The organism is Streptomyces sp. NPDC058469 (assembly GCF_042721125.1).
In the GTDB taxonomy this organism is placed as follows: domain Bacteria; phylum Actinomycetota; class Actinomycetes; order Streptomycetales; family Streptomycetaceae; genus Streptomyces.
Window position 1 is genome coordinate 1 of the sequence record NZ_JBHXME010000012.1, and the last position, 22273, is coordinate 22273.

Sequence of the window (22273 nt, forward strand, 5' to 3'; positions counted from 1 at the left end):
GCGCGCAGCGCGGTGTGCAGGACCGCGCGGTCCTCGGTGACGTTGATCTTCTCGCCGCGGAACATGGCGTCCCGGAGGCCGAACACACCGGTGGCGGTGGCGAGTTCCTGCAGCAGGGCGAGGGTCTCGTCCGTGATCAGATGCTTGGAGTAGTCGATGCGCAGATCGCCGACGGTGACCACGTACCGCTCCGCGCGCCCCGGGTCCGCCGCGAACAACTCACGCAACTGCGGGTGCAGTTGACCCGCGCGGTGGTCCTCCAGCGCGGCCCACTCCGGTCGCCGGGTGAGCTTGGGGGAGTCAGACATGAGAAGGGGTCTCCTTGGTGCCCTCGGCCCGGAGGGCGATGGCGTACATCTCGTCGGCGTCGAGGCGCCTGAGCTCCTCGGCGATCAGTTCGGACGTCGTGCGGACCTTCAGCGCGAGGGTGCGGGAGGGCTGCCCGGGCAGGGTCAGCGTGGCCAGCGGGCCCTCGGGACGGTCGATGACGACCTCGCCGGCCCCGGTGCCCAGGCGGACGGCCGTGATGACCGGTCCCGCGGTGACCACGCGGTCGATCTTCACCTTGAGGCGTGCCTCCAGCCAGCGGGCCAGCAGCTCGGCGGCCGGGTTGTCGGCCTCGCTCTCCACGGCACCCGAGGTGATCTTGGACTTGGCCTGGTCGAGGGCCGCCGCCAGCATCGAGCGCCACGGGGTCAGCCGGGTCCAGGCGAGGTCGGTGTCACCGGGCGCGTAGGCACGGCCGCGGGTGTCCAGGGCCTCGATGGGGTTCGCCGCCGCGTACAGGTCGGTGATCCGGCGCTGTGCGAGGGCGCCCAGCGGGTCCTTCGACGGGACCTCGGGAGCCTCCGCCGGCCACCACACGACGACCGGCGCGTCCGGCAGCAGCAGCGGCAGCACCACGGAGTCGGCGTGGTCGGACACCTCGCCGTAGGTCCGCAGCACGACCGTCTCGCCGGTGCCGGCGTCGGTGCCCACCCGGACCTCGGCGTCGAGGTGCGAGTTGGTGCGGTCGCGCGGGGTGCGGGCGTGCCGCTTGATGACGACCAGGGTGCGCGAGGGGTGCTCGTGCGAGGCCTCCTCGGCCGCCTTGATCGAGTCGTAGGCGTTCTCCTCGTCCGTGACGATGACCATCGTCAGGACCATGCCCACGGCAGGGGTGCCGATGTCGCGGCGACCCTGCACCAGCGCCTTGTTGATCTTGCTTGCCGTGGTGTCGCTCAGGTCGATCTTCATGGCCTGCGCCAGCTCCGTCCGTCTCGTGCGAGCATCTCGTCCGCCTCCTCGGGACCCCAACTGCCCGAGGAGTACTGCGCGGGCTTGCCGTTCTGTGCCCAGTACTCCTCGATCGGGTCGAGGATCTTCCAGGACTCTTCCACTTCCTGGTGGCGCGGGAACAGGTTGGCGTCGCCGAGCAGCACATCCAGGATGAGCCGCTCGTACGCCTCCGGGCTCGACTCCGTGAACGACTCGCCGTAGGCGAAGTCCATGGACACGTCCCGGATCTCCATCGAGGTGCCCGGCACCTTGGAGCCGAAACGGACCGTCATGCCCTCGTCGGGCTGCACGCGGATCACGATCGCGTTCTGGCCCAGCTCCTCGGTGGCGCTGGAGTCGAAGGGGGAGTGCGGGGCGCGCTTGAAGACGACCGCGATCTCCGTGACGCGCCGGCCGAGACGCTTGCCGGTGCGCAGGTAGAAGGGGATGCCCGCCCAGCGGCGGTTGTCGACCTCCAGCTTGACGGCCGCGTAGGTGTCGGTCTTCGACTTGGGGTCGATGCCGTCTTCCTCCAGGTAGCCGACGACCTTCTCGCCGCCCTGCCAGCCCTCCGCGTACTGCCCGAACACCGTGTGCTCGCCCAGCTCCTGGGGCAGCCGTACCGACTTCAGCACCTTGAGCTTCTCGGTGAGCAGCGCCTCCTCGTCGAAGGCGATCGGCTCCTCCATGGCGGTCAGCGCCATCAGCTGCAGGAGGTGGTTCTGGATGACGTCACGGGCCGAGCCGATGCCGTCGTAGTAGCCGGCCCGCCCGCCGATGCCGATGTCCTCGGCCATCGTGATCTGGATGTGGTCGACGTAGGACCGGTTCCAGATGGGCTCGTACATCTGGTTGGCGAAGCGCAGCGCCAGGATGTTCTGGACGGTCTCCTTGCCGAGGTAGTGATCGATACGGAACACCTGGTCCGGGTCGAACACCTCGTGCACGATCTTGTTCAGCTCGCGCGCGCTCTTCAGGTCGCGGCCGAACGGCTTCTCGATGACCGCGCGCCGCCAGGATCCCTCGGCGGCCGTCGCGAGGCCGTGCTTCTTCAGCTGCTGGACGACCTTCGGGAAGAACTTCGGAGGTACGGACAGGTAGAACGCGTAGTTGCCGCTGGTACCCCGGGAGGTGTCCAACTCGTCCACCGCCGCGCGCAGTTGCTTGAACGCCGTGTCGTCGTCGAAGTCGCCCGGGATGAACCGCATGCCCTCGGCGAGCTGCTGCCAGACCTCCTCACGGAACTCGGTCCGGGAGTGCTCGCGCACCGAGTCGTGCACCACCTGCGCGAAGTCCTGGTCCTCCCAGTCCCGCCGGGCGAACCCGACGAGGGAGAAGCCCGGCGGCAGCATGCCGCGGTTGGCCAGGTCGTAGACGGCCGGCATCAGCTTCTTGCGGGACAGGTCGCCGGTGACACCGAAGATGACCAGCCCGGACGGCCCCGCGATACGAGGGAGCCGGCGGTCGCGCGCGTCACGCAGCGGGTTGTCCCAGTCGAGGTCGAGCGCGTCCGCGAGCGCCTCGACGGTCAGCACCTGCCCGGCGGCCTCGGCCGCTTTCGTTACGGGAAGCTCCTCGCTCATTCCCCGTCGACCCCCTTGCCGCTCAGCGACTTCGCGACGGCGTCCAGCAGGTCCTGCCAGGCCGCCTCGAACTTGGCGACGCCCTCGTCCTCCAGCTGCTTGACGACCACGTCGTACGAGATCCCGAGCCGTTCTACGGCGTCCAGGTCGGCGCGGGCCTGCGCGTAGCCGCCGGTCACCGTGTCGCCGTGGATGTCGCCGTGGTCGGCGGTGGCGTTCAGCGTCGCCTCCGGCATGGTGTTGACCGTGCCGGGCGCGACCAGCTCGTCGACGTACAGGGTGTCCTTGTACGACGGGTCCTTCACGCCGGTCGAGGCCCACAGGGGGCGCTGCTTGTTGGCCTTGGCACCCGCGAGGGCGGTGAAGCGGTCACCGGCGAAGACCTCTTCGTAGGCCTCGTAGGCGAGCCGCGCGTTGGCGAGTGCGGCCTTGCCCTTGAGGGCCAGTGCCTCTCCCCCAGTGCCGAAAGCCTGGGAGGTGCCCCCAGTGGCGAGCGCGGTGAGGCGCTTGTCGATCTCGGAGTCGACGCGGGAGACGAAGAAGGACGCCACGGAGTGGATGGTCGCCAGGTCGATGCCGGCGGCCTGCGCCTTCTCCAGGCCGGCCAGGTAGGCGTCCATGACCTCGCGGTAGCGCTCCAGGGAGAAGATCAGCGTGACGTTGACGCTGATGCCCTTGCCGATGACCTCGGTGATGGCCGGGAGACCGGCCTTCGTCGCCGGGATCTTGATCATCACGTTGGGGCGGTCCACCAGCCAGAAGAGCTGCTTGGCCTCGGCGATGGTGGCCGGCGTGTTGTGGGCGAGCCGGGGGTCGACCTCGATGGAGACCCGGCCGTCCCGGCCGCCGGTCGCCTCGTAGACCGGGCGCAGGATGTCGGCGGCGGCGCGGACGTCGGCGGTGGTCATCATCCGTACGGCCTCTTCGACCGTCACGGCGCGCACGGCCAGGTCGGCCAGCTGCTCCTCGTAACCCTCGCCGGAGCCGATGGCGGCCTGGAAGATCGACGGGTTGGTGGTGACACCGACGACGTTCCTGGTGTCGACGAGCTCGGCGAGGTTGCCGGACTCGATCCGCTTGCGCGACAGGTCGTCCAGCCAGATGGAGACGCCCTCGTCGGACAGGCGCTTGAGTGCTCCCGCGGATGCGGTCACTTCGGTCACTGTGATCATCTTCTTTCTGGCGATCGGATCAACCGCGCGCGGCGGCAAGGGATTCCTGGGCTGCTGCGGCGACGTTCCCGGCGGTGAAACCGAACTCGGCGAACAGGGTCTTGGCATCGGCGGAGGCGCCGAAGTGTTCGAGGGAGACGATGCGTCCTGCGTCACCCACGAACCGGTACCACGTGAGACCGATCCCGGCCTCGACCGCAACGCGGGCCTTCACGGACGGCGGAAGGACGCTGTCGCGGTACTCGCGCGACTGCTCCTCGAACCATTCCACGGACGGCATCGACACCACCCGGGTACCGACCCCCTCGGCCTCCAGCTGCTCCCGCGCCTCGACGGCGAGGTGGACCTCGGAACCGGTCGCGATGAGCACGACGTCCGGGGTCTCGGTGGAGGAGTCCTTGAGGACGTAACCGCCGCGCGCCGCATCGGGGTTGGGCTCGTAGGTCGGAACGCCCTGGCGGGTCAGCGCGAGGCCGTGCGGGGCGGGCTTCGTGGCGTGCCGCTTGAGGATCTCGGCCCAGGCGATCGCGGTTTCGTTGGCGTCGGCCGGGCGCACGATGTTCAGGCCCGGGATCGCGCGCAGCGAGGCGAGGTGCTCGACCGGCTGGTGCGTGGGGCCGTCCTCACCGAGACCGATGGAGTCGTGCGTCCACACGTACGTCACCGGGAGCTGCATCAGCGCGGAGAGGCGGACGGCGTTGCGCATGTAGTCGGAGAACACCAGGAAGGTGCCGCCGTAGACACGGGTGTTGCCGTGCAGGGCGATGCCGTTCATCTCGGCCGCCATCGAGTGCTCGCGGATACCGAAGTGGATCGTACGGCCGTACGGGTCGGCCTCCGGCAGCGGGTTGCCCGTCGGGAGGAAGGACGACGTCTTGTCGATGGTGGTGTTGTTCGAGCCGGCCAGGTCGGCGGAGCCGCCCCACAGCTCGGGCAGGACCGCGCCGAGCGCCTGGAGGGTCTTGCCGGAGGCGGCGCGGGTGGCGACGGAGGAGCCCGCCTCGAAGACCGGGAGGGACTGCTCCCAGCCCTCGGGGAGCTGACCGGCGACGATCCGGTCGAAGAGCTTCGCGCGCTCGGGCTGGGCGCCGCGCCACTTGTCGAGCTGCTTGTCCCAGGCGGAGTGTGCCTCGGCGCCCCGGTCGAGGGCCTGGCGGGAGTGGGCGATGACCTCGTCGGCGACCTCGAAGGACTTCTCGGGGTCGAAGCCGAGGACGCGCTTGGTGGCGGCGATCTCGTCGGCGCCGAGCGCGGAGCCGTGGGCGGCCTCGGTGTTCTGGGCGTTCGGGGCAGGCCAGGCGATGATCGTGCGCATCGCGATGATCGAGGGGCGCTCGGTCTCCGCCTGCGCCGTCCTGAGCGCCGTGTACAGCGCGCTGGTGTCGATGTCGCCGTCGGCGGCGGGCTCGATGCGCTGGGTGTGCCAGCCGTAGGCCTCGTACCGCTTCAGCACGTCCTCGGAGAAGGCGGTCGCGGTGTCGCCCTCGATGGAGATGTGGTTGTCGTCGTAGACGAAGACGAGGTTGCCGAGCTTCTGGTGGCCGGCCAGCGAGGAGGCCTCGGCGGAGATGCCCTCCTCCAGGTCGCCGTCGGAGACGATCGCCCAGACGGTGTGGTCGAAGGGCGACTCGCCCTCGGGGGCCTCGGGGTCGAACAGGCCGCGCTCGTAGCGGGCGGCCATGGCCATGCCCACCGCGTTGGCGACACCCTGTCCGAGCGGTCCTGTCGTGGTCTCCACACCGGCCGTGTGCCCGTACTCGGGGTGGCCAGGCGTCTTCGAACCGTGCGTCCGGAACGCCTTCAGATCGTCCAGCTCCAGCTCGTACCCGGCGAGGTACAACTGCGTGTAGAGCGTCAGCGAGGTGTGGCCGGGGGAGAGGACGAAGCGGTCACGGCCGGTCCACTCGGGATCCGCGGGGTCGTGACGCATCACCTTCTGAAAGATCGTGTACGCGGCGGGAGCCAGGGCCATCGCGGTGCCGGGGTGGCCGTTGCCGACCTTCTGCACCGCGTCAGCGGCCAGAACACGGGCGGTGTCGACGGCTCGACGGTCGAGATCGGTCCACTCGAAGCTGTCAGGTGTGTGCGCGTTCATCTTCAAGAAGTCCTCGGTAAGAGCGGAAGAACTGCTCGGACGTCTTCAAATCTAAAAGTCTGACTTTTACGAGGGAAGGTGCCGGTGTGCCAGCCTGTGGTGAAAGTGGGACACCGGCAGCAGCGCTGAGGCGACACGAGAAGGACATGACGGACAGAACTATCCAAGACGTCGGCGGTGACGGCGACGTGATCAGAACGTTTCCCTTCCCTGTCGATCTGAGTGTCTGCGGCGTCGGCATGCAGGTCGGCGCGATGGGCACCGGTCACACCTGGCACGCCGACGCACCCCTGCACCGCGTCCACCGCATCGACTTCCATGTGGTGATGCTCTTCTCCGGCGGCCCGGTCCGCCACATGATCGACTTCGCCGAGTACGAGGTGACCGCCGGCGACATCCTGTGGATCCGCCCAGGCCAGGTCCACCGCTTCTCCTCGACCAGCGAGTACCGAGGCACCGTCCTGACGATGCAGCCCGGCTTCCTCCCGCGCGCCACGGTCGAGGCGACAGGCCTCTACCGCTACGACCTCCCGCCCGTCCTGCACCCCGACGAGCCCCGCCTCGCCGCACTGCGCGCCTCACTGGGCCAGCTCCAACGCGAGTACGAGGACACGGAGACCCTCCCCCTGAGCCTGCACACCTCGGTGCTGCGCCACTCCCTGACGGCGTTCCTGCTGCGCCTGGCGCACCTGGCGGCGAGCTCGGCCGAGGATGCCGCGCGACAGGCCGACACGACGTTCACCCTCTTCCGGAACGCCGTAGAGAAGGGCTTCGCCACCAACCACAGCGTCAGCGCCTACGCCGACGCCCTCGGCTACTCCCGCCGCACCCTCGTCCGCGCGGTCCGCGCCGCCACCGGCGAGACCCCCAAGGGCTTCATCGACAAACGCGTCGTCCTGGAGGCGAAGCGTCTCCTGGCCCACACGGACCTGCCGATCGGCCGGGTCGGTGCGGCAGTTGGCTTCCCCGACGCGGCGAACTTCTCCAAGTTCTTCCATCAGCACACGGATCTGACGCCGGCGGGGTTTCGGGCGGAGCTGCGCTGAGACCTCGTCAAAAAAAGGGGGCTCCACGTGTGTGCGTGAGCCGAAGCACGGAAGTTGTCACCAGGGGAGCCAGAAGAACCGGTGTACAGGACCGTCGAAGCGGCCTGGTTGTCACCAGCGAAGCACGCGGCTTGTCACACATGCTCACTCGGCAGCCCTTCTGTCACCAGGAGCGAAGATCGACAGCCTCTGGCTCCCCGAGGCGGTTCCATGCGGCGACACTTCACCACAACCGCGTCCTGCTCCTGTGCGTCCTACCACTGAGCGCCGGCGGGAGTCGGCTACCCCGGGGGATCAGGACGCGAGTCATGCAGAAGTACGCGATCGTCCAGCACATCACACGGTTCTTTTGGCCTTGGCATGGTGCGAGGCGACAGCCGCCCACGTCCGTCCGGCGACTGGTGGGGCTCTGGCTGTTCGTGCTTGCCTTCGGGGCCGGGTTCACCGCGCTCGGCTGGGATGATTTCGACGGCAGCTTCCTCATGGCGCTGCTGCTCCTCTTCCATATCGTCGACGACATCAGCGACGGGGTACCGCACCGCTGGCCGGCCGCACTGGCCGCGGTAACAGTCCTGTGGGGCGCCACCCGGCTCACCAGCGCCGTCCTGCCCGACTCTCTCGACAATGCCTGGGCGCAGAGCGTCGCCGCCGCTGTCGGTGTCACGCTCGGGTTGGCAGTGAGCGCCGCGATCACACGGCTTCCGGAGCGCCGACCACATCGGCCCGTCGAGGGACACGACTCCGGGTTCGGCGGACAAGACTCTCGGTAAAGGACATAGCCGCCGACCCCGGGGACAACAAACCTGCCTTTGTGACACCTATCGCGCTTCGGCTCAGTGCGTGGAGCCCCCTGCTCGTGGGGAGTCGGGGATCAGTGACCGAAGTCGAACCAGTTCACGTTCACGAAGTCCGCCGGCTGGCCGCTGGTGAAGGTGAGATAGACGTCGTGGGTGCCGGTGACCGAGCTGATGTTGGCCGGTACCGTCCTCCATGACTGCCAGCCCCCGGAGTTGGCCAGCGCGAAGCTGCCGATCGGGGTCGCGGTGGGGCTGTCGAGGCGTACCTGGACCAGGCCGCTGACGCCGCTCGCGGCGCCGCTGGCGACCCGGGCGTAGAACTGGGTGGCCGCCGTGGAACCGAAGTTGACGCCTTTGTAGAGCGCCCAGTCGCCGTTGGCGATGGAGCCGATGTCCTGGCCGCCGCCCGTGTCCGTGGTGGTCTCGGCGATGGTGCCGGACTGGCTGTCGTAGGACTCGGCCTGGACGGCACTGTAGGCGTCCCGGTTGCCGGTCGGCGGGGGTGTGGTACCGCTCCCACTGCCCGTGGACTGGAGCACCTGGACGTAGTCCACCGTCATCGGGTGGTTCGGGTCGGTGGTGCTGGTGGGGCCGCCGCCGAACGCGTCCGGGAAGCCGCCGCCCATCGCCACGTTCAGGATGATGAAGAAGCCGTGGTTCGTCGCGTTCGCCCACGTCGTCGCGTCGACCTGACTGGAGTTCACCGTCTCGAAGTTGACGCCGTCGAGGTAGTAGCGGATCTGCTGGGGGCTGGTCGAGCGGTCCCACTCCATCGCGTACGTGTGGAAGCCGGCCTGGCAGGTCGTGCCCGTGCACGCCGTCGAACCGCCGATACCGGTCGTCTCGTTGCACGGACCACCCGGGCTGGTGCCGCAATGCACCGTGGACCAGTCGGTGTTGAGACCCTGGACGTTCTCCATGATGTCCAACTCGCCCACACCGGGCCAGTTCTGGTAGTTGCCCCGGTACGGCGCGCCCAGCATCCAGAACGCGGGCCAGTAGCCGAGCGCCGACGAGCCGGTGACGTTGGGGAGTTGGATACGGGCCTCGACCCGGAGCTTCCCGCCGGCCGGCGGCTGGAAGTCGGTGCGGTTGGTCTCGATACGGCCCGAGGTCCAGTTGCCGGAGGCGTCCCGGCGCGGGGTGATCAGCAGGTTGCCGTTGCCGTCGAGGGCCACGTTGTTGGTGGAGGAGGTCATCGTCTCGACCTCGCCGGTGCCCCAGTTGGCGGCCCCGCCCGGGTACGAAGTCCCGGTGTCGTACTGCCAGTTGGTGGTGGAGACACCGGTGCCCGCGGAGCCGTTGAAGTCGTCCAGGAAGACCTGCGTCCAGCCCGACGGCGGCGTGGGCGCGGAGGCGTTCGCGGGCAGGGTGAAGGCCGTGGCGGTGGCGGCCGCCAGGCCGAGGGTGCTGAGGACGGCGATCAGGACGCGCCTGAAGGGGCGGGGTCTGCGCTGCCTGCCGGAGGTTTCACTCATCGGTGCCTCTCGGATACGGAGTGGGGATGCGGGTGCCGCACCTGCCTGAGAGCGCTCTCACGCAGTGGGCGCGCGGTCAATGTGCTCTCAGCCACTCCGGGCGTCAAGAGGTGAAGCCGGGAAAGTCCTTTCGCCGTGCGGGAGTTCAGGTGATGAATGCGGTGAATGGGGAGGTTCCGAGCGGTATCCCCGGCCGGGACCAAAGCCTGCCCGGGGGCTGCCCGGGAGCGGCCGGGGGCGCAGCCGGGACCTGGAACGCGCCGCCAGGACTCAGACCGCGCTCCCCGCCTTCCAGTTCGCCCAGGACAGGTTCCAGCCGTTGAGGCCGTTGTCCGCCGCCACGGTCTTGTCGCCGGAGTTCTTCACGATGACCACGTCGCCGAGCATCGAGCTGTCGTAGAACTTGTAGCCCGCCACCGAACTGTCGTTGGCGCCCTTCGCGTCGTGCAGGCCGACGCAGCCGTGGCTGGTGTTCTCGCTGCCGAACACCGAGGTGGACGCCCAGTAGTTGCCGTGCACGAAGGTGCCGGAGGTGGTCAGACGCTGGGCGTGCGGGACGTCGGAGATGTCGTACTCGTCGCCGAGCCCGACCGTCGAGGACTCCATGCGGGTCTGCTTGAACCGCTCGCTGATCACCATGATCCCGGCCCAGGTGGTGTGCTGGGCGTTGCCGCCGCTGACCGGGTAGGTGGCGAGGGTCTTACCGTCCCGCTTGACGACCATCTCCTTGCTGGACAGGTCGACCGTGCTGATCTGCTCGCGACCGATGTCGAAGGTGACGTCCTTGGACTGGACGCCGTAGATGCCGTCCTGGCCCTCGATGTCCTTCAGGCGGAGGCTGAGCGTGATCTTCGTGCCGGCCGCCCAGTACGTCTCGGGGCGGAAGTCGAGCCGGGTGTCGCTGAACCAGTGGCCGACCACCTCGACGGCGGGCTCGGCGGTGACCGTGATCGCCTTCTGGACAGCGGCCCGGTCCTTGACGGCGTGCGTGAAGTTGATCGACACGGGCATGCCGACGCCGGAGGTGGAGTTCGCCTCGGGGGTGAAGTAGCCGACGAAGGTCTCGCCGGGCGCCTTGGTGGTGAAGGTCGCGGTCTTCGCGGCGGCGCCCTGGGCCTGCGCCGCGACCGTGTACTTCGTGCCCGAGTACGGGTTCTTCGTGGACGTCCATGTCGTCTTGGCGTCGTTGAACGTCCCGGCCAGCGTGGAGCCGTCGTTGCCGGTCACCTTCACCGTGGAGAGCGTGCCGTCGGCCACAGTGACCGTGACCGGGGTGGTGAAGGCAGCCTTCTTGGTGCCGTCCGCGGGTAGGACCGTGACGGTCGGCACCTTCGGGGCCTTCACCGACGCCGTCGCCGACGAACCGCCGGACGACGAGCTCTCCGCGGCGCCCGCCGAGCCGCTGCAACCGGTCAGGACGGCGGCCGGCACCACCCCGAGCACGGTGAGGACCCCACGACGGGACCACCTCTCCGACTGCTTCTCGGACCGGTTGGATATGTGCGACACGCCCACGGCACGCCTTCCTCCGTATGTCGCGCACACCCCCTGGCCATACGCGACGAGATCACCAGTGCCGTTGCATCCTGCGCCACTTGCATGGGTTGAATCTTTGAATCCCAGGGGCTCAACCTGAGATTCCTGTGAAGAGAGCCTGAAGGAAGGCCTGAAACCACGGTTGCCGGACGCTCCGGGAGTGTGAACAGAGTATGAAGGCGCCGACCGGTGCCCTGAGTATCCGGTGAGATCCCCGTCCCGCCATGGCTTCCCCACCTACCCGGTCGGAATAGTGAGGAAGGAACTGAAGGCGGAGTTCCGTTTCGACGGGGCTCCGCGGCAGACCAGCGCCGGAGGCATTCGTGACCGAAGTCCGCAAGCGGCCCACCGTGGCGATCGTCGGAGCCGGCGCGGCGGGCACCCTGACCGCCGTCCAGCTGTGCGAGACGGCCACCCGCCGCCGGACCCCCCTCGACCTGGTGCTGGTCGACCCGGCCCCGGAGGCCGGCCGCGGCACCGCCTACGCGACCCCCGATCCACGCCACCGGCTCAACGTCCCGGCGGGCGGCATGAGTTGCTATCCCGACGACCCCGGCCACTTCACCCGCTGGCTCTGCCGCCACGGCGAACCCACCGTCTCCGGCGCCGACTTCGCCACCCGCTACCGCTACGGCGCCTACCTCGCCGACACCCTCGCCCAGGCCGTCGTCCGCTCCCACGGCACGGTCTCCGTACGACGGCTGCGCACCCGCGCCGAGAGCTGTACCGGCACCCCCGAAGGCCCGGTGGAACTCCACCTCGCCGACGGGGGACTCCTCACCGCCGACAGCGCCGTCCTCGCCACCGGCCCCGCCGCCCCGACCGCCGCCTGGGCCCCGCCCGCCCTGCGCACCTCGCCCCGCTTCGTCAACTCGCCCTGGGAACCCGGTGCGTTGGACACCGTACGCGAGGACACCGCCGACCTCCTCCTCGTCGGCACGGGCCTCACCGCCGTGGACCTCGCCCTCACCCTCGACCGCCCCGAACGCACGGTCCACGCCGTCTCCCGCAGCGGACTCCTGCCCCAGCCCCACGCGTTGGGACCGGCCGGCGCGATGGAGGCACCGAGCTGGCCCCGCGACCTGACACTGAACGCACTGCGCCGAACCGTCTACCGGCACGTCAGCTGCTCGGTCCGCACCCGCGGCGACTGGCGGCCCGCACTCGACAGCCTGCGCCCGCACACCGCGAGACTCTGGCGAAGCCTCACCCCCGAAGAACGCGGGGAGTTCCTCACCCACGAGGGCGCCCTCTGGAACACCCATCGCCACCGCATGGCACCCACCACCGCCGAGTCGGTGACCCGGGCCCGCACCGCACGCCGCCTCCAGGTCCACGCGGGCACGATCGCCGACGCGGTGGAGAACGACGGCCAGTTGGTCGTCACGCTCGCCAACGGCCGTACGCTGCACGTCGGTTGGGTGATCGACTGCACCGGACCGGGCCAACGGCTCGAAGACCCGTTGTGGCGCGGGCTGTTCGAGACCGGGGCGGCCGTGCCCGGACCGCTCGGCATGGGGGTCGCCACCCGCGACGGACGCCTCCTCGACACCCAAGGCCGTTCCCTGCGACCGCTGTTCACGCTCGGCGCCCCCAGGCGCGGCGAACTCTGGGAGACCACCGCGATCCCCGAGATCCGCGTCCAGGCCGCCGCTCTAGCCCGGCACCTGCTCGCCCCACCGGCCCGCCGCGCCCGCCGCAGGCCCGTCGACGGACTCGGACTCCCCCTGTCGACCCACGCCGAAGCCGCCACCGCGTACCGCAACGGACTCGACCGAGTCCTCAAAGTGCGTGCCGGAGCCGAGGACGCCTTCACCCGCGCGGTCGCCCTGGACCCCGGATTCGCCCTGGGACACGCGGCGTTGGCCCTGCTCGGCCACGAGTGCGGAGCCGACGTCGACGTACCCCGGGCACTCGCCGACGCCCAGCGCTGCGCACACGAACGGGCCGACGAACGCGAACGCTCCTTCGTGGACGTGATCACGCGCCGCGTCCAATGCGCCGACGGGGACCGCGCGTTGATACGACACCTCGACACCCACCCCGCCGACGCGCTCGCCCTCGCCGCCGCCGTACCCACCATCGCCTTCTCCGGCGCCACCGACCTGGACGACGACTACGCGCTGCGCCTGGTCGAGCGCACGTCCCCCGCCTACGACGGGCACTGGTTCCACACCTCGCTGCTCGCGTTCCTCCGCCAGGAACAGGGCCGGCTGCACGAGGCGGGTGAACTCGCCCACCGCGCGCTGGGAGTTGAGCCCGCATCCGGCCATGCCGTGCACGCGCTGGCCCACGTCCACTACGAGTCCGGCGCCCACGAGGCGGGCCGGGACTGGCTCGACGGCTGGGTGTCCGGGCAGGGCCGGGGCGCGGTCCACCGGGCCCACTTCTCCTGGCACATCGCCCTGCACGAACTCGCGTTGGACGACCCGGCAGCCGTACGCAGGCGCTGGTTCGCCCAGTTGGCGCCGGGGCGGGTGACCGGGGTACGCGCGCTGGTCGACTCGGGGTCACTGCTGTGGCGGGCCCGGCTCAGCGGCAACTGGCAGGGGGAGCTGCCGACTTCGGACGTCCTGGACACCGTGGCCTGCGAGGTGCTGGAGCGACCGGCGACCGCGTTCACCGCCCTGCACGCGGCGGTGGCCCTCACCGCCGCCGGTGACCTACCCGCCCTGCGCCGACTGCGCGACCACGCGGCGGGCGCCGACCCGGTCCAGCGCGAGGTCATCGCCCCGCTCTGCGACGCCTTCGCCGCCCTCGTCGAACACCGCTTCCACGAAGCCGCCCACGGCCTCGACGCGCTGCTGCCGGTCCTGCGCAAGGTGGGCGGCAGCGCGGCCCAACGCGAGGTCGTCGAGGAGACGTTGCTGTACGCGCTGGTGTCGGCGGGGCGGTGCGACGCGGCACGGCGACTGCTGGACGCACGGCTGGACCGGAAGGCGGCGCCTCGGGATCGGCGGATGCTGGCGGGGTTGCCCGGGTGAGACGGGTGGGGGTGGGCGCCGGTGCTGGACGCGCGTCTCGGTCGTAGGCCCGGGTCTGGATCCGGTGTCTCGGTCCCGGCGGATGGCGGCCCGGGTCGCTCGGGTGAGACGGGTGGGGCGAGCGGGAGTTGGACGCGTGTCCCGTCGTAGGCCCGCGTCTGGATCCGTTGTCGTGGTCAGTCGTCGGGAGTGGGCCGTTGGCGGGGCTCGTCCTCCGGTGTCGCGGGGAGGCTGAGGGTGGCCTCCAGGCCTCCGGCGGGGGCGGGGGCGAGGTGGAGGGTGCCGTGGTGGAGGTGGGCCTGTTGGTCGACGAGGGCGAGACCGAGGCCGGAGCCGGGGGAACGGGTGCGGGTGCCGCGGGTGAACCGGGCCTTCATGGCCTGTTGTTGATCGGCGGGGATGCCGGGGCCGTCGTCGCCGACCGTGATCCGGACAGTGCCCGCGTCCTCGCTGAGCCGGACGTCCACCGTGCCGTCGGGGCGGCCGTGGAGGGCCGCGTTGTCGAGGAGGTTGTCGACGGCCAGGCGTAGGCCGACGGGCCAACCGTGCACGGTCGCGGGGGTGTTGGCCGTGAGCCGGTAGGTGGTCGTGGGGTGGCGGTGTGCCGCGTGGGCGACGGCCTCGTCGAGGAGTTCGCTCAGGACGACAGCGGTGCGTTCGGGCAGGGCGTGGGCGTCGCCGCGGGCCAGGGTCTGCAGTCCGGTGAGGAGCGCGGTGATACGGCGGTGCTCCGCGCTCATCGCCTCCAGGGCCCGGGCCCGTTGGGACGCGGGGAGGTCGGGGTTGCGCTGGAGGGTTTCCAGGGTCACGCCGATGCTGGTGAGCGGGGTGCGCAGTTCGTGGCCCGCGTCGGCGGTGAAACGGCGGGTGGAGTCCATGCTGACGCGCAACTGGTCCAGCATGCTGTTCAGCGCGTGGGAGAGGTCGGCGACCTCCTGCGGCCGCGTGACGGCGGGGAGTTGGGGTCCCGCCGTGTCCGCGCTGATCGCGAGGGCTCCGGTCCGCAGGCGTTCGAGCGGCTGGAGGATGATCCGCGTGAGCAGCCAGACGCCGCCGGCGGTGGCGAGGGCGGCGAGGAGGGTGACGGCGGCGACGATCACGGTGTTGTCCGCCAGCCGCCGTTCGATGGGATCGATGTCCTGGAGGACTTCGAGTCGCTCGCCGGTGGTGCTCAGGGACCGGGTCAGTGAGCGCCAGGTCTGTCCACCGGTGTCGATCGTGCGGTAGCCGTCGCGGGTGGGCACCGGGAGCGGAGCGGTCGGCGTCTCACCGTGCTGGGCGATCACCTTCCCGCCGGAGACCAGCCGGACCAGGCTCTGGCTGCCGGCGAGCAGGCCGCCGTAGTCGTCCCCGTTCTCCTCGTCGGTGCCCGGATGGTCGCCCTGGTCGCGGAGCTTGTCCGCGTCCTGGTCGCCCTTCTCGGCGCGGGCGGCGAGTTGGCGGTCGACGTCGGTACGGTCGCGGTGGTCGATCCGGGAGACGATGACCAGCCCGGCGAGCGCGACCACGACAGTCACCAACAGCACGACCGCGGCCGTGATCCGGGAGCGCAGACTGCGCGGCAGCCACGTCATGGGCCGGTACGCGGGGCGACGGCGGATGTGATGTGGGGGCGTGGGCTGGGCGGTAGCCATGTCGGGGGTGGGATCGCGGGGCCGGTCGTGGTCGTGATTCGGGAGCGTAGACCGCGCGGCAGCTGCGTTACGGGCCGGTACGCAGGGATGACCGCGGCCGTGATCCGGGAGCGCGGACCGCGCGGCAGCCCCCTCACGGGCCGGTGCGCAGGACGAAGCCGATGCCGCGGACGGTGCGCAGCACCCGGGGGCCGCCGTCGGCCTCCAGTTTCTTGCGGAGGTAGCCGATGAACACGTCCACCACATTGGTGTCCACGTCCCAGGTGTAGCCCCATACCTGCTCCAACAGCTGGGCCCGGGACAGGACTTGGCCGGGACGGTGGGCGAGCGCGAGCAGCAGGTCGAACTCGCGGGTGGTCAGCCGCAGTTCGCGTCCGGCCCGGGAAGCCACGCGGCGCGCGGGCTCGATCGCGACATCGCCGACGACCAGGGACCGCTCGGTCGTCGACTCGTGCAGACGCACCATCGCGTGCAGGCGAGCGGACAACTCCCCGACGGAGAACGGTTTTACGACGTAGTCGTCCGCGCCCGCCGCGAGCCCCGCGACCCGGTCGTCGACCTCGTCGCGGGCGGAGAGCATGCACACCGGGAGCGTCCGGCCCTGGGCGCGCAGCGCGCGGACCACGTCGACCCCGGACAGGCCCGGCATCGTCACGTCCAGGACGATCACCGACGGCGGCCGGCCGGCGACCTCGTCGAGTGCCGCCTCGCCGTCCTCGGCCAGCCGGACCGTGAAGCCCTCAAGACCGAGTCCCAGATCCAGGGCCGCGCGCACGCCGGGGTCGTCGTCGACCACCAGCACCTCCGGCTTCCGGCCCACCGCCGTCATGCAGTACCTCGACTTCCTCACCGACACCCGCGGGAACGGGCACCGTCGCCGGCCCCCAGGATCGACGGCGAACAACAAGGAAGTCTAAGAACCACGCGGGCCGGTCCTCCCGCCGAGCCGATATCGACACAGGTCAGCGGCCCGCCCGCCCCTCCCGACCGCCGAGTTTCTTAAGACGGCCACAAAGAGCGTCGTAAGGGTGAGAGCCCGCCCTGCCTACGGGGCACTCCTGGACCTCGCGACGAAGGAAGCCCGCCGATGACCCTGTCCACCGAGCGTCCTCGCGGGCACCACAAGCCGCCCGCCCCGCCTCGCAGCAGGCGGTTCACACTCGCCGACCCGCTCGGCGCGCTGGCGATCCTGTCCGTGGTCGCGGTCGTAGCCCTGTGGGTGATGAACCAGGGAGGCCCACTCAGCTTGACCGCCTCCGACCGGGCGACGGGCTCCCTCGGCCTGCTCGCCGGACTGCTGGCCTCCGACCTGATGATCCTCCAGGTCGTGCTGCTCGCCCGGATCCCCTGGGTCGAACGCTCCTGGGGTCACGACCTGCTCACCCGCCGACACCGCCTGGTCGGCTTCGCCTCGTTCTGGCTGATGACCGCCCATGTCGTCCTGTTCGCCGTAGAACGCACCACGCGCGAACCCACGGCGATACCGGACGCACTCCTCCGCCTGTTCGTCACCGACTCATGGATGCTGTTCGCCACGGTAGGAACCATCCTGCTGATCATGGTCGTGGGCACCTCGATCCGCGCGGCCCGCCGCCGACTGCGCTACGAGTCCTGGCACCTGCTGCACCTCTACTCCTACGCAGGCATCGCGGCCACCTTCCCGCACACCTTCACCGACGGCGCCGACTTCCACGAGACCTGGACCCGCGTCTACTGGTGGTGCCTGTACGGCTTCGCGTTCGCCGCCACCCTCCTCTACCGCGTCGCCCTGCCCGCCTGGCGCTCGCTCTACCACCGCCTGCGCGTGGAATCCGTGGTCACCGAGGCGCCGGGCACGGTGTCGGTCACGCTCAAGGGCCATCGCCTGGACAGGATGCGGACGGCCTCCGGCCAGTTCTTCGTCTGGCGCTTCCTCGACGGCCCCGGCTGGTCCCGCGGCAACCCGTACACCCTCTCCGCCGCCCCCACCCCGGACCGGCTGCGCATCACCATCAAGTCAGCGGGTGACGGCAGCGAACGCGCCGCCCGCCTCACCCCCGGCACCCGCGCCCTGATCGAGGGCCCCTACGGCACCCTCACCGCCCGCCGCCGCACCCACCCCGGCATGCTCCTCATGGCCGCCGGAATCGGCATCACCCCCATGCGCGCCCTGCTCGAAGACGTCCCCTACGCCCCCGGCGAGGCCACCCTCATCTATCGCTACGGCGAGGACGAGCACGCCGTGTTCGCCGACGAACTCCGCACCATCGCCGCCCACCGAGGCGTCGAGCTGATCCTCCTCCCGGGCCCACGCCGCGCCGACACGTCCTGGCAGGCCGTGGGTTCCGCCCACCCCACCGACGCGACCTGGCAATCCGCTGGTGCCACGCGCCTCGCCGACACCTCCTGGCGGACCAAGGGCCCCGCCCACCTCACCGACACCGCCTGCCCGGCCCCCGGTCCCGCCCACCTCGACGACGACGCCCAGGTCCTAAAGAGCCTCGTCCCCGACATCGCCGACCGGGACATCTACGTCTGCGGCCCGACCACCTGGATCACCGCCGTCCGCAAGGCCGCCCGTGGCGCCGGTGCCCACCGCGACAGCGTCCACACCGAAGAGTTCGCCTGGTAGCAGCGCCCCCACCCCGTCAAGCAGGAGCACGACATGCGACGCATCACCCTCTGGTTCACCGCCACCCTCGCTGTGGCCGCCCTCCTCTTCGCCTTCCAGCTCAACGCCTCCGGCGCGACCGGCAAGTCGGGAGACGGCGGCGACCACATGCCGCCCGCCTCCCTCTCCACCTCCGGCGCGCCGGCCAAGCCCGGGGATTACACCCCCGGCGACGGCGACCACGTCGGAAAGCCGGGCGAGAACAAGTAGTTCGGTCACCGGTTCGCCAACTCCCGCTCAGAGGAGGTCTCTTCACGCGGCCCGAACCGGTCGTGCGCCCGGCGCAACGGCTTCGGCGCCCACCAGGCCCGGCGCCCGAGCAGCGCCATCGTCGCCGGAACCAGCAGCACCCCAGCCCCTGGGCACCGAGGACGCCCGCGAGATGGCCGTACTGGAAGACTCAGACCACGGCGCCGAGCGCGGCCCCGAGGCTGAGCAGTGTCGTCGCGATCGGGCGCAGCGGGATCAGCACCGAACCGGTGAAGGCGAACAGGAGAAGGAAGATTCCGGCCAGGACGGTCGCGGCGGCCCAGGGTGGCCGGTCGGTGAGCCCGGAGAACAGCACGGAACAGGCATGAGCGGCTCCTCCGGGCAAGGGCCGTTCCCGTATCGCGAGACCCCACGGACCTGGCCTCACCGGTGAGAGGGATATCCGCCCTGTGCCGAGGAGGATGCCGTCACGCCTCCGGCCGCCACCCCAACGCCCGCGATATCCCGCGCGCCGCGAGCCGCACCGCCGGGATCAACGCCGGTACCTGCGCGTCCACTTGAGGCACGACCACCGACACCGCGGCCACTACCGCACCGCCCGGTCCACGCACCGGAGCGGCCACCGACAGCGCGTCGTCCGTGATCTGACGGGTACTCACCGCGACGCCGGTGTGCCGGACTTCGGCCAGCACCCGGCGCAGTCGTACCGGATCGGTGATCGTGTACGGCGTGAAGGACGCCAACGGACCGGCGCAGTAGGCCTCTTGGAAGTCCGGGTCGCCGTGGGCCAGCAGAGTGAGGCCCACGCCCGTGGCGTGGAGTGGCCAGCGGGCGCCCACCCGGATGTGTACGCCGACCGCCGAACGGCCCGAGATCCACTCGGTGTAGACGACCTCCGTGCCGTCCCGTACCGCCAACTGCACGTTCTCGTGCGTCGATTCGTACAGGTCCTCCAGGTAGGGCAGGGCCAGTTGACGCAGGGCGAGGCCGCGCGGCGCGAGTGCCGCGATCTCCCACAGCCGTAGGCCTACGTGGTAGACCCCCGACGCGTCCCGCTCCAGCGCGCCCCACTCGGTGAGGGCGCCCGCGAGGCGGTGGGCGGTGGTCAGGGTGAGGCCGGCGCGGCGGCTGATGTCGGACAGGGACAGGGCCGTGTGCGCGTGGTCGAAGGCGGCGAGCACGGCGAGCAGCCGGTCGGGCGCGGACCGCGTGGTGGGCGCGGATCCGGTGGTCGTCGCGGACCGGGTGGTGGGCGCGGATCCGGTGGTCGTCGCGGACCGGGTGGTGGTCATGGCCGGGCCTCCGTCCGGTGTCAGGTCAGTCCGTCCTCGGCGACCCGTTGCAGCAGCGTGTGCAGGGTCTCCCGCTCGGTCGCGTCGAGCGGGTCCAGCAGTTCGTTCGTGACGCGCAGGCCCGCCTCGTCGGTGTCGCGCAGGAAGCCGCGGCCGTCCGCCGTCAGGACCACGATGCGGCTGCGCCGGTCGTCGGGGGAAGGGCGGCGCTCGGCGAATCCCAGCTTCTCCAGGTCGTCGACCAGGCCGACGATCGCGCTCGGGTCGTAGCCGAGCCGGGTGCTCAGTTCGCGCTGGAGGGTGCCCTCGGACGTGGCCAGGAAGCGGAGCAGCGCGTAGTGGCGCAGGCGCAGGCCCGACTCCTGGAGGAACGTGTTGAAGAGCTGGCCGGAGCGCAGGCCCAGCCGGTACATGAGGTAGCCCGTGTCCGCGTGCAGCCCGCGCATCCACGGCTCGTGCGCGTCGATCGGGGGGTTCGCGGTGTGCGGCTGGCGGGTGATGGCGGGCTCCCTGGGTCGAGGCCCCGGGCGGGGCGCGCGGTGGTTCGTGGCCAGTCTGACGCACATGGTCCATCGGCAACAACTATTGACGTCAACAATTATTGCTCTTAGCTTCGATCTCGTAGCCGCACCGGTGCCGTTCGCAGTCACGGTCCCGGTGTGTCGTACCGCAGCCTCGTCTTGTGAAGGGACCGCTCGTGCCCAGCATCGATCTGACCGGCAAGGTCGCCGTCGTCACCGGCAGTGGCCGGGGCCTCGGCCTCGCCTACGCGCACGCCCTGGCCGCCCACGGCGCGTCCGTGGTCGTCAACGACATCGACGAGGCGGTGGCCCAGCAGGCCGTGAAGTCCATCGACGAGGCGGGCGGAACCGCCGTCGCCGAGGTGGTCCCCGTCGGTACGACCGAGGCCGCCGAGCGGCTGGTGAACCGTGCCGTCGAGGAGTTCGGGCGGCTCGACATCCTGGTCACCAACGCGGGCATCCTGCGCGACAAGGTGCTGTGGAAGATGACCGACGAGGACTTCGACGCGGTGATCACCACCCACCTCAAGGGCACCTTCACCTGCGCCCGCGCCGCCGCCGTACGGATGCGCGAGCAGGGCGAGGGCGGCAGCCTGATCCTGGTCGGCTCGCCGGCCGGGCAGCGCGGCAACTTCGGCCAGACGAACTACTCGGCCGCCAAGGCGGGCATCGCCGCCTTCGCCCGTACCTGGTCGATGGAACTGGGTCGCGCGGGCATCACCGTCAACGCGATCGTGCCGGTCGCCGCGACCGCCATGACCGAGACGATCCCCGCGTTCGCCCCGTACATCGAGGCCATGAAGAACGGCGACCCGCTGCCGGACTTCCTCCGCAAGGGCGAGGGCTTCGGCACCCCCGAGGACTGTGCCGCCCTCGTCCCCTACCTCGCCTCCGAGGCCGCGCGCGGCATCACCGGCCAGGCCATCGGCATCGGCGGCGACAAGGTGGCACTCTGGTCCCACCCGCAGGAGATCAGCGCGGCCTACGCCGACGGCGGCTGGACCCCTGACACCCTGGCCGACGCCTTCCCCACCTCGGTCGGCGCCGAACTCCAGTCGGTCGGCATCCCCGCACCGAAGCTGCCGGAGGCGTGATGGACATCGGTACGGACGTCGGTACGGACGTCGGTACGGACGTGGCTATGGACATCGGTGAACTCGTCGCGATCGACGTCCACACCCACGCCGAGGTGTCCTCCAAGGGCCACTCCTCCCTGGACGACGACCTGCACGACGCCTCCTCCGCCTACTTCAAGGTCGAGGGCAAGCGGAAGCCGACCCTGGAGGAGACCGCCGCGTACTACCGCGAGCGCAAGATGGCCGCGGTGATCTTCACGGTCGACGCCGAGTCCGCGACCGGCACCGAGCCCGTCCCGAACGAGGAGGTCGCCGAGGCCGCCGCCGCCAACCCGGACGTCCTCATCCCCTTCGCCTCCATCGACCCCTTCCGGGGCAGGGCGGGCGTGAAGCAGGCCCGCCGCCTGGTCGAGGAGTACGGGGTCAAGGGCTTCAAGTTCCACCCCAACATCCAGGGCTTCTTCCCCAACGACCGGGCCGTCGCCTACGACCTGTACGAGGTCATCGAGGAGACGGGTGCCATCGCCCTCTTCCACACGGGCCAGACGGGCATCGGCGCGGGCGTGCCGGGAGGCGGCGGGATCCGCCTGAAGTACAGCAACCCTCTCCATGTCGACGACGTCGCCGCCGACTTCCCGCACCTCAAGATCATCCTGGCGCACCCGTCCTTCCCCTGGCAGGACGAGGCCCTCGCCGTCGCCACGCACAAGCCGGGCGTCCACATCGACCTGTCCGGCTGGTCGCCGAAGTACTTCCCGCCGCAACTGGTGCAGTACGCCAACACCCTGCTGAAGGACAAGGTCCTCTTCGGCTCCGACTACCCCGTCCTCACCCCGGACCGCTGGCTCGCCGACTTCGAGAAGCTGCCGATCAAGGACGAGGTCAAGCCGAAGATCCTCAAGGAGAACGCCGCCCGCCTGCTCGGACTGACGTAAGGGGCGC

At 70.4% G+C, this 22273-nt stretch carries 17 protein-coding genes and 2 pseudogenes; 7 read left to right on the top strand and 12 right to left on the bottom strand.

Translation table 11 applies throughout. The features are described from left to right. The 5 genes and pseudogenes from ACFWP5_RS09125 to tkt all read right to left on the bottom strand — a co-directional run. Window positions 1-308, bottom strand: a pseudogene (locus ACFWP5_RS09125) (glucose-6-phosphate isomerase); the annotation flags it as partial. Continuing rightward, a complete protein-coding gene (gene opcA, locus ACFWP5_RS09130) occupies window positions 301-1236 on the bottom strand; it encodes a glucose-6-phosphate dehydrogenase assembly protein OpcA (RefSeq protein WP_384152633.1) in 936 nt (311 codons plus the stop codon). The pseudogene ACFWP5_RS09125 and the gene opcA, both read right to left, overlap by 8 nt. Beyond that, window positions 1233-2840, bottom strand: coding sequence for a glucose-6-phosphate dehydrogenase (gene zwf / locus ACFWP5_RS09135; RefSeq protein WP_384152636.1), 1608 nt, complete (start codon window positions 2838-2840; stop codon window positions 1233-1235). The genes opcA and zwf overlap by 4 nt, the downstream gene beginning before the upstream one ends. Continuing rightward, a complete protein-coding gene (gene tal, locus ACFWP5_RS09140) occupies window positions 2837-4012 on the bottom strand; it encodes a transaldolase (protein WP_384152639.1) in 1176 nt (391 codons plus the stop codon). The genes zwf and tal overlap by 4 nt, the downstream gene beginning before the upstream one ends. Window positions 4013-4031: 19 nt before the next feature. After that, window positions 4032-6107 (bottom strand): transketolase, encoded by a 2076-nt coding sequence (gene tkt, locus ACFWP5_RS09145; protein WP_384152642.1) that lies wholly within the window; start codon window positions 6105-6107, stop codon window positions 4032-4034. A gap of 146 nt (window positions 6108-6253) precedes the next feature. On the opposite strand from tkt, the gene ACFWP5_RS09150 reads away from it, so the two are divergent. Both ACFWP5_RS09150 and ACFWP5_RS09155 read left to right on the top strand, forming a co-directional pair. Beyond that, complete coding sequence (locus tag ACFWP5_RS09150; RefSeq protein WP_384152645.1) at window positions 6254-7153, top strand: helix-turn-helix domain-containing protein; 900 nt, start codon at window positions 6254-6256, stop codon at window positions 7151-7153. 308 nt (window positions 7154-7461) lie between these two features. After that, window positions 7462-7923 carry a hypothetical protein gene (locus ACFWP5_RS09155; protein WP_384152648.1) on the top strand — a complete coding sequence of 154 codons (462 nt, stop codon included), beginning with the start codon at window positions 7462-7464 and terminating at the stop codon, window positions 7921-7923. A 101-nt stretch (window positions 7924-8024) separates the two neighbouring features. Here the strand turns inward: ACFWP5_RS09155 and ACFWP5_RS09160 are convergent, their stop codons facing one another. Together ACFWP5_RS09160 and ACFWP5_RS09165 are read right to left on the bottom strand one after the other, a co-directional pair. Further along, window positions 8025-9428, bottom strand: coding sequence for a glycoside hydrolase family 16 protein (locus ACFWP5_RS09160; RefSeq protein ID WP_384152651.1), 1404 nt, complete (start codon window positions 9426-9428; stop codon window positions 8025-8027). Between the two features lie 270 nt (window positions 9429-9698). After that, entirely contained in the window at window positions 9699-10943 is a 1245-nt protein-coding gene (locus ACFWP5_RS09165; RefSeq protein WP_384152653.1) for an Ig-like domain-containing protein, read from the bottom strand. A 344-nt stretch (window positions 10944-11287) separates the two neighbouring features. Here ACFWP5_RS09165 and ACFWP5_RS09170 point away from each other — a divergent pair, with 344 nt between their 5' ends. After that, the gene (locus tag ACFWP5_RS09170; RefSeq protein WP_384152656.1) at window positions 11288-13948 is read left to right on the top strand and encodes an FAD/NAD(P)-binding protein; all 2661 of its coding nucleotides are present in this window, start codon (window positions 11288-11290) and stop codon (window positions 13946-13948) included. Window positions 13949-14124: 176 nt separating this feature from the next. Here the strand turns inward: ACFWP5_RS09170 and ACFWP5_RS09175 are convergent, their stop codons facing one another. Together ACFWP5_RS09175 and ACFWP5_RS09180 are read right to left on the bottom strand one after the other, a co-directional pair. Beyond that, window positions 14125-15582 carry an ATP-binding protein gene (locus tag ACFWP5_RS09175; RefSeq protein WP_384152659.1) on the bottom strand — a complete coding sequence of 486 codons (1458 nt, stop codon included), beginning with the start codon at window positions 15580-15582 and terminating at the stop codon, window positions 14125-14127. Window positions 15583-15715: 133 nt separating this feature from the next. Further along, the gene (locus ACFWP5_RS09180) at window positions 15716-16411 is read right to left on the bottom strand and encodes a response regulator transcription factor (RefSeq protein ID WP_384152662.1); all 696 of its coding nucleotides are present in this window, start codon (window positions 16409-16411) and stop codon (window positions 15716-15718) included. 258 nt (window positions 16412-16669) lie between these two features. Here ACFWP5_RS09180 and ACFWP5_RS09185 point away from each other — a divergent pair, with 258 nt between their 5' ends. Next, window positions 16670-18193, top strand: a complete 1524-nt coding sequence (locus ACFWP5_RS09185; RefSeq protein WP_384152665.1) for a ferric reductase-like transmembrane domain-containing protein — start codon at window positions 16670-16672, stop codon at window positions 18191-18193. A gap of 33 nt (window positions 18194-18226) precedes the next feature. Further along, window positions 18227-18442: a hypothetical protein gene (locus ACFWP5_RS09190; protein WP_384152668.1), complete on the top strand. Its 216-nt coding sequence runs from the start codon at window positions 18227-18229 to the stop codon at window positions 18440-18442. Between the two features lie 5 nt (window positions 18443-18447). On the opposite strand, the pseudogene ACFWP5_RS09195 reads toward ACFWP5_RS09190, so the two are convergent. The 3 genes and pseudogenes from ACFWP5_RS09195 to ACFWP5_RS09205 all read right to left on the bottom strand — a co-directional run. Next, window positions 18448-18782, bottom strand: a pseudogene (locus ACFWP5_RS09195) (MMPL family transporter); the annotation flags it as partial. A 127-nt stretch (window positions 18783-18909) separates the two neighbouring features. Next, on the bottom strand, window positions 18910-19734 hold the full coding sequence (locus ACFWP5_RS09200; protein ID WP_384152671.1) for an IclR family transcriptional regulator: 825 nt from the start codon (window positions 19732-19734) through the stop codon (window positions 18910-18912). Window positions 19735-19754: 20 nt separating this feature from the next. Continuing rightward, window positions 19755-20180: a MarR family winged helix-turn-helix transcriptional regulator gene (locus ACFWP5_RS09205; RefSeq protein WP_384152864.1), complete on the bottom strand. Its 426-nt coding sequence runs from the start codon at window positions 20178-20180 to the stop codon at window positions 19755-19757. A gap of 251 nt (window positions 20181-20431) precedes the next feature. Between ACFWP5_RS09205 and ACFWP5_RS09210 the strand changes: the two genes are divergently transcribed. Continuing rightward, window positions 20432-21349, top strand: a complete 918-nt coding sequence (locus ACFWP5_RS09210) for an SDR family NAD(P)-dependent oxidoreductase (RefSeq protein ID WP_384152674.1) — start codon at window positions 20432-20434, stop codon at window positions 21347-21349. A 47-nt stretch (window positions 21350-21396) separates the two neighbouring features. Then, window positions 21397-22266: an amidohydrolase family protein gene (locus ACFWP5_RS09215; RefSeq protein ID WP_384152867.1), complete on the top strand. Its 870-nt coding sequence runs from the start codon at window positions 21397-21399 to the stop codon at window positions 22264-22266. The last annotated feature ends 7 nt before the right edge of the window (window positions 22267-22273 follow it).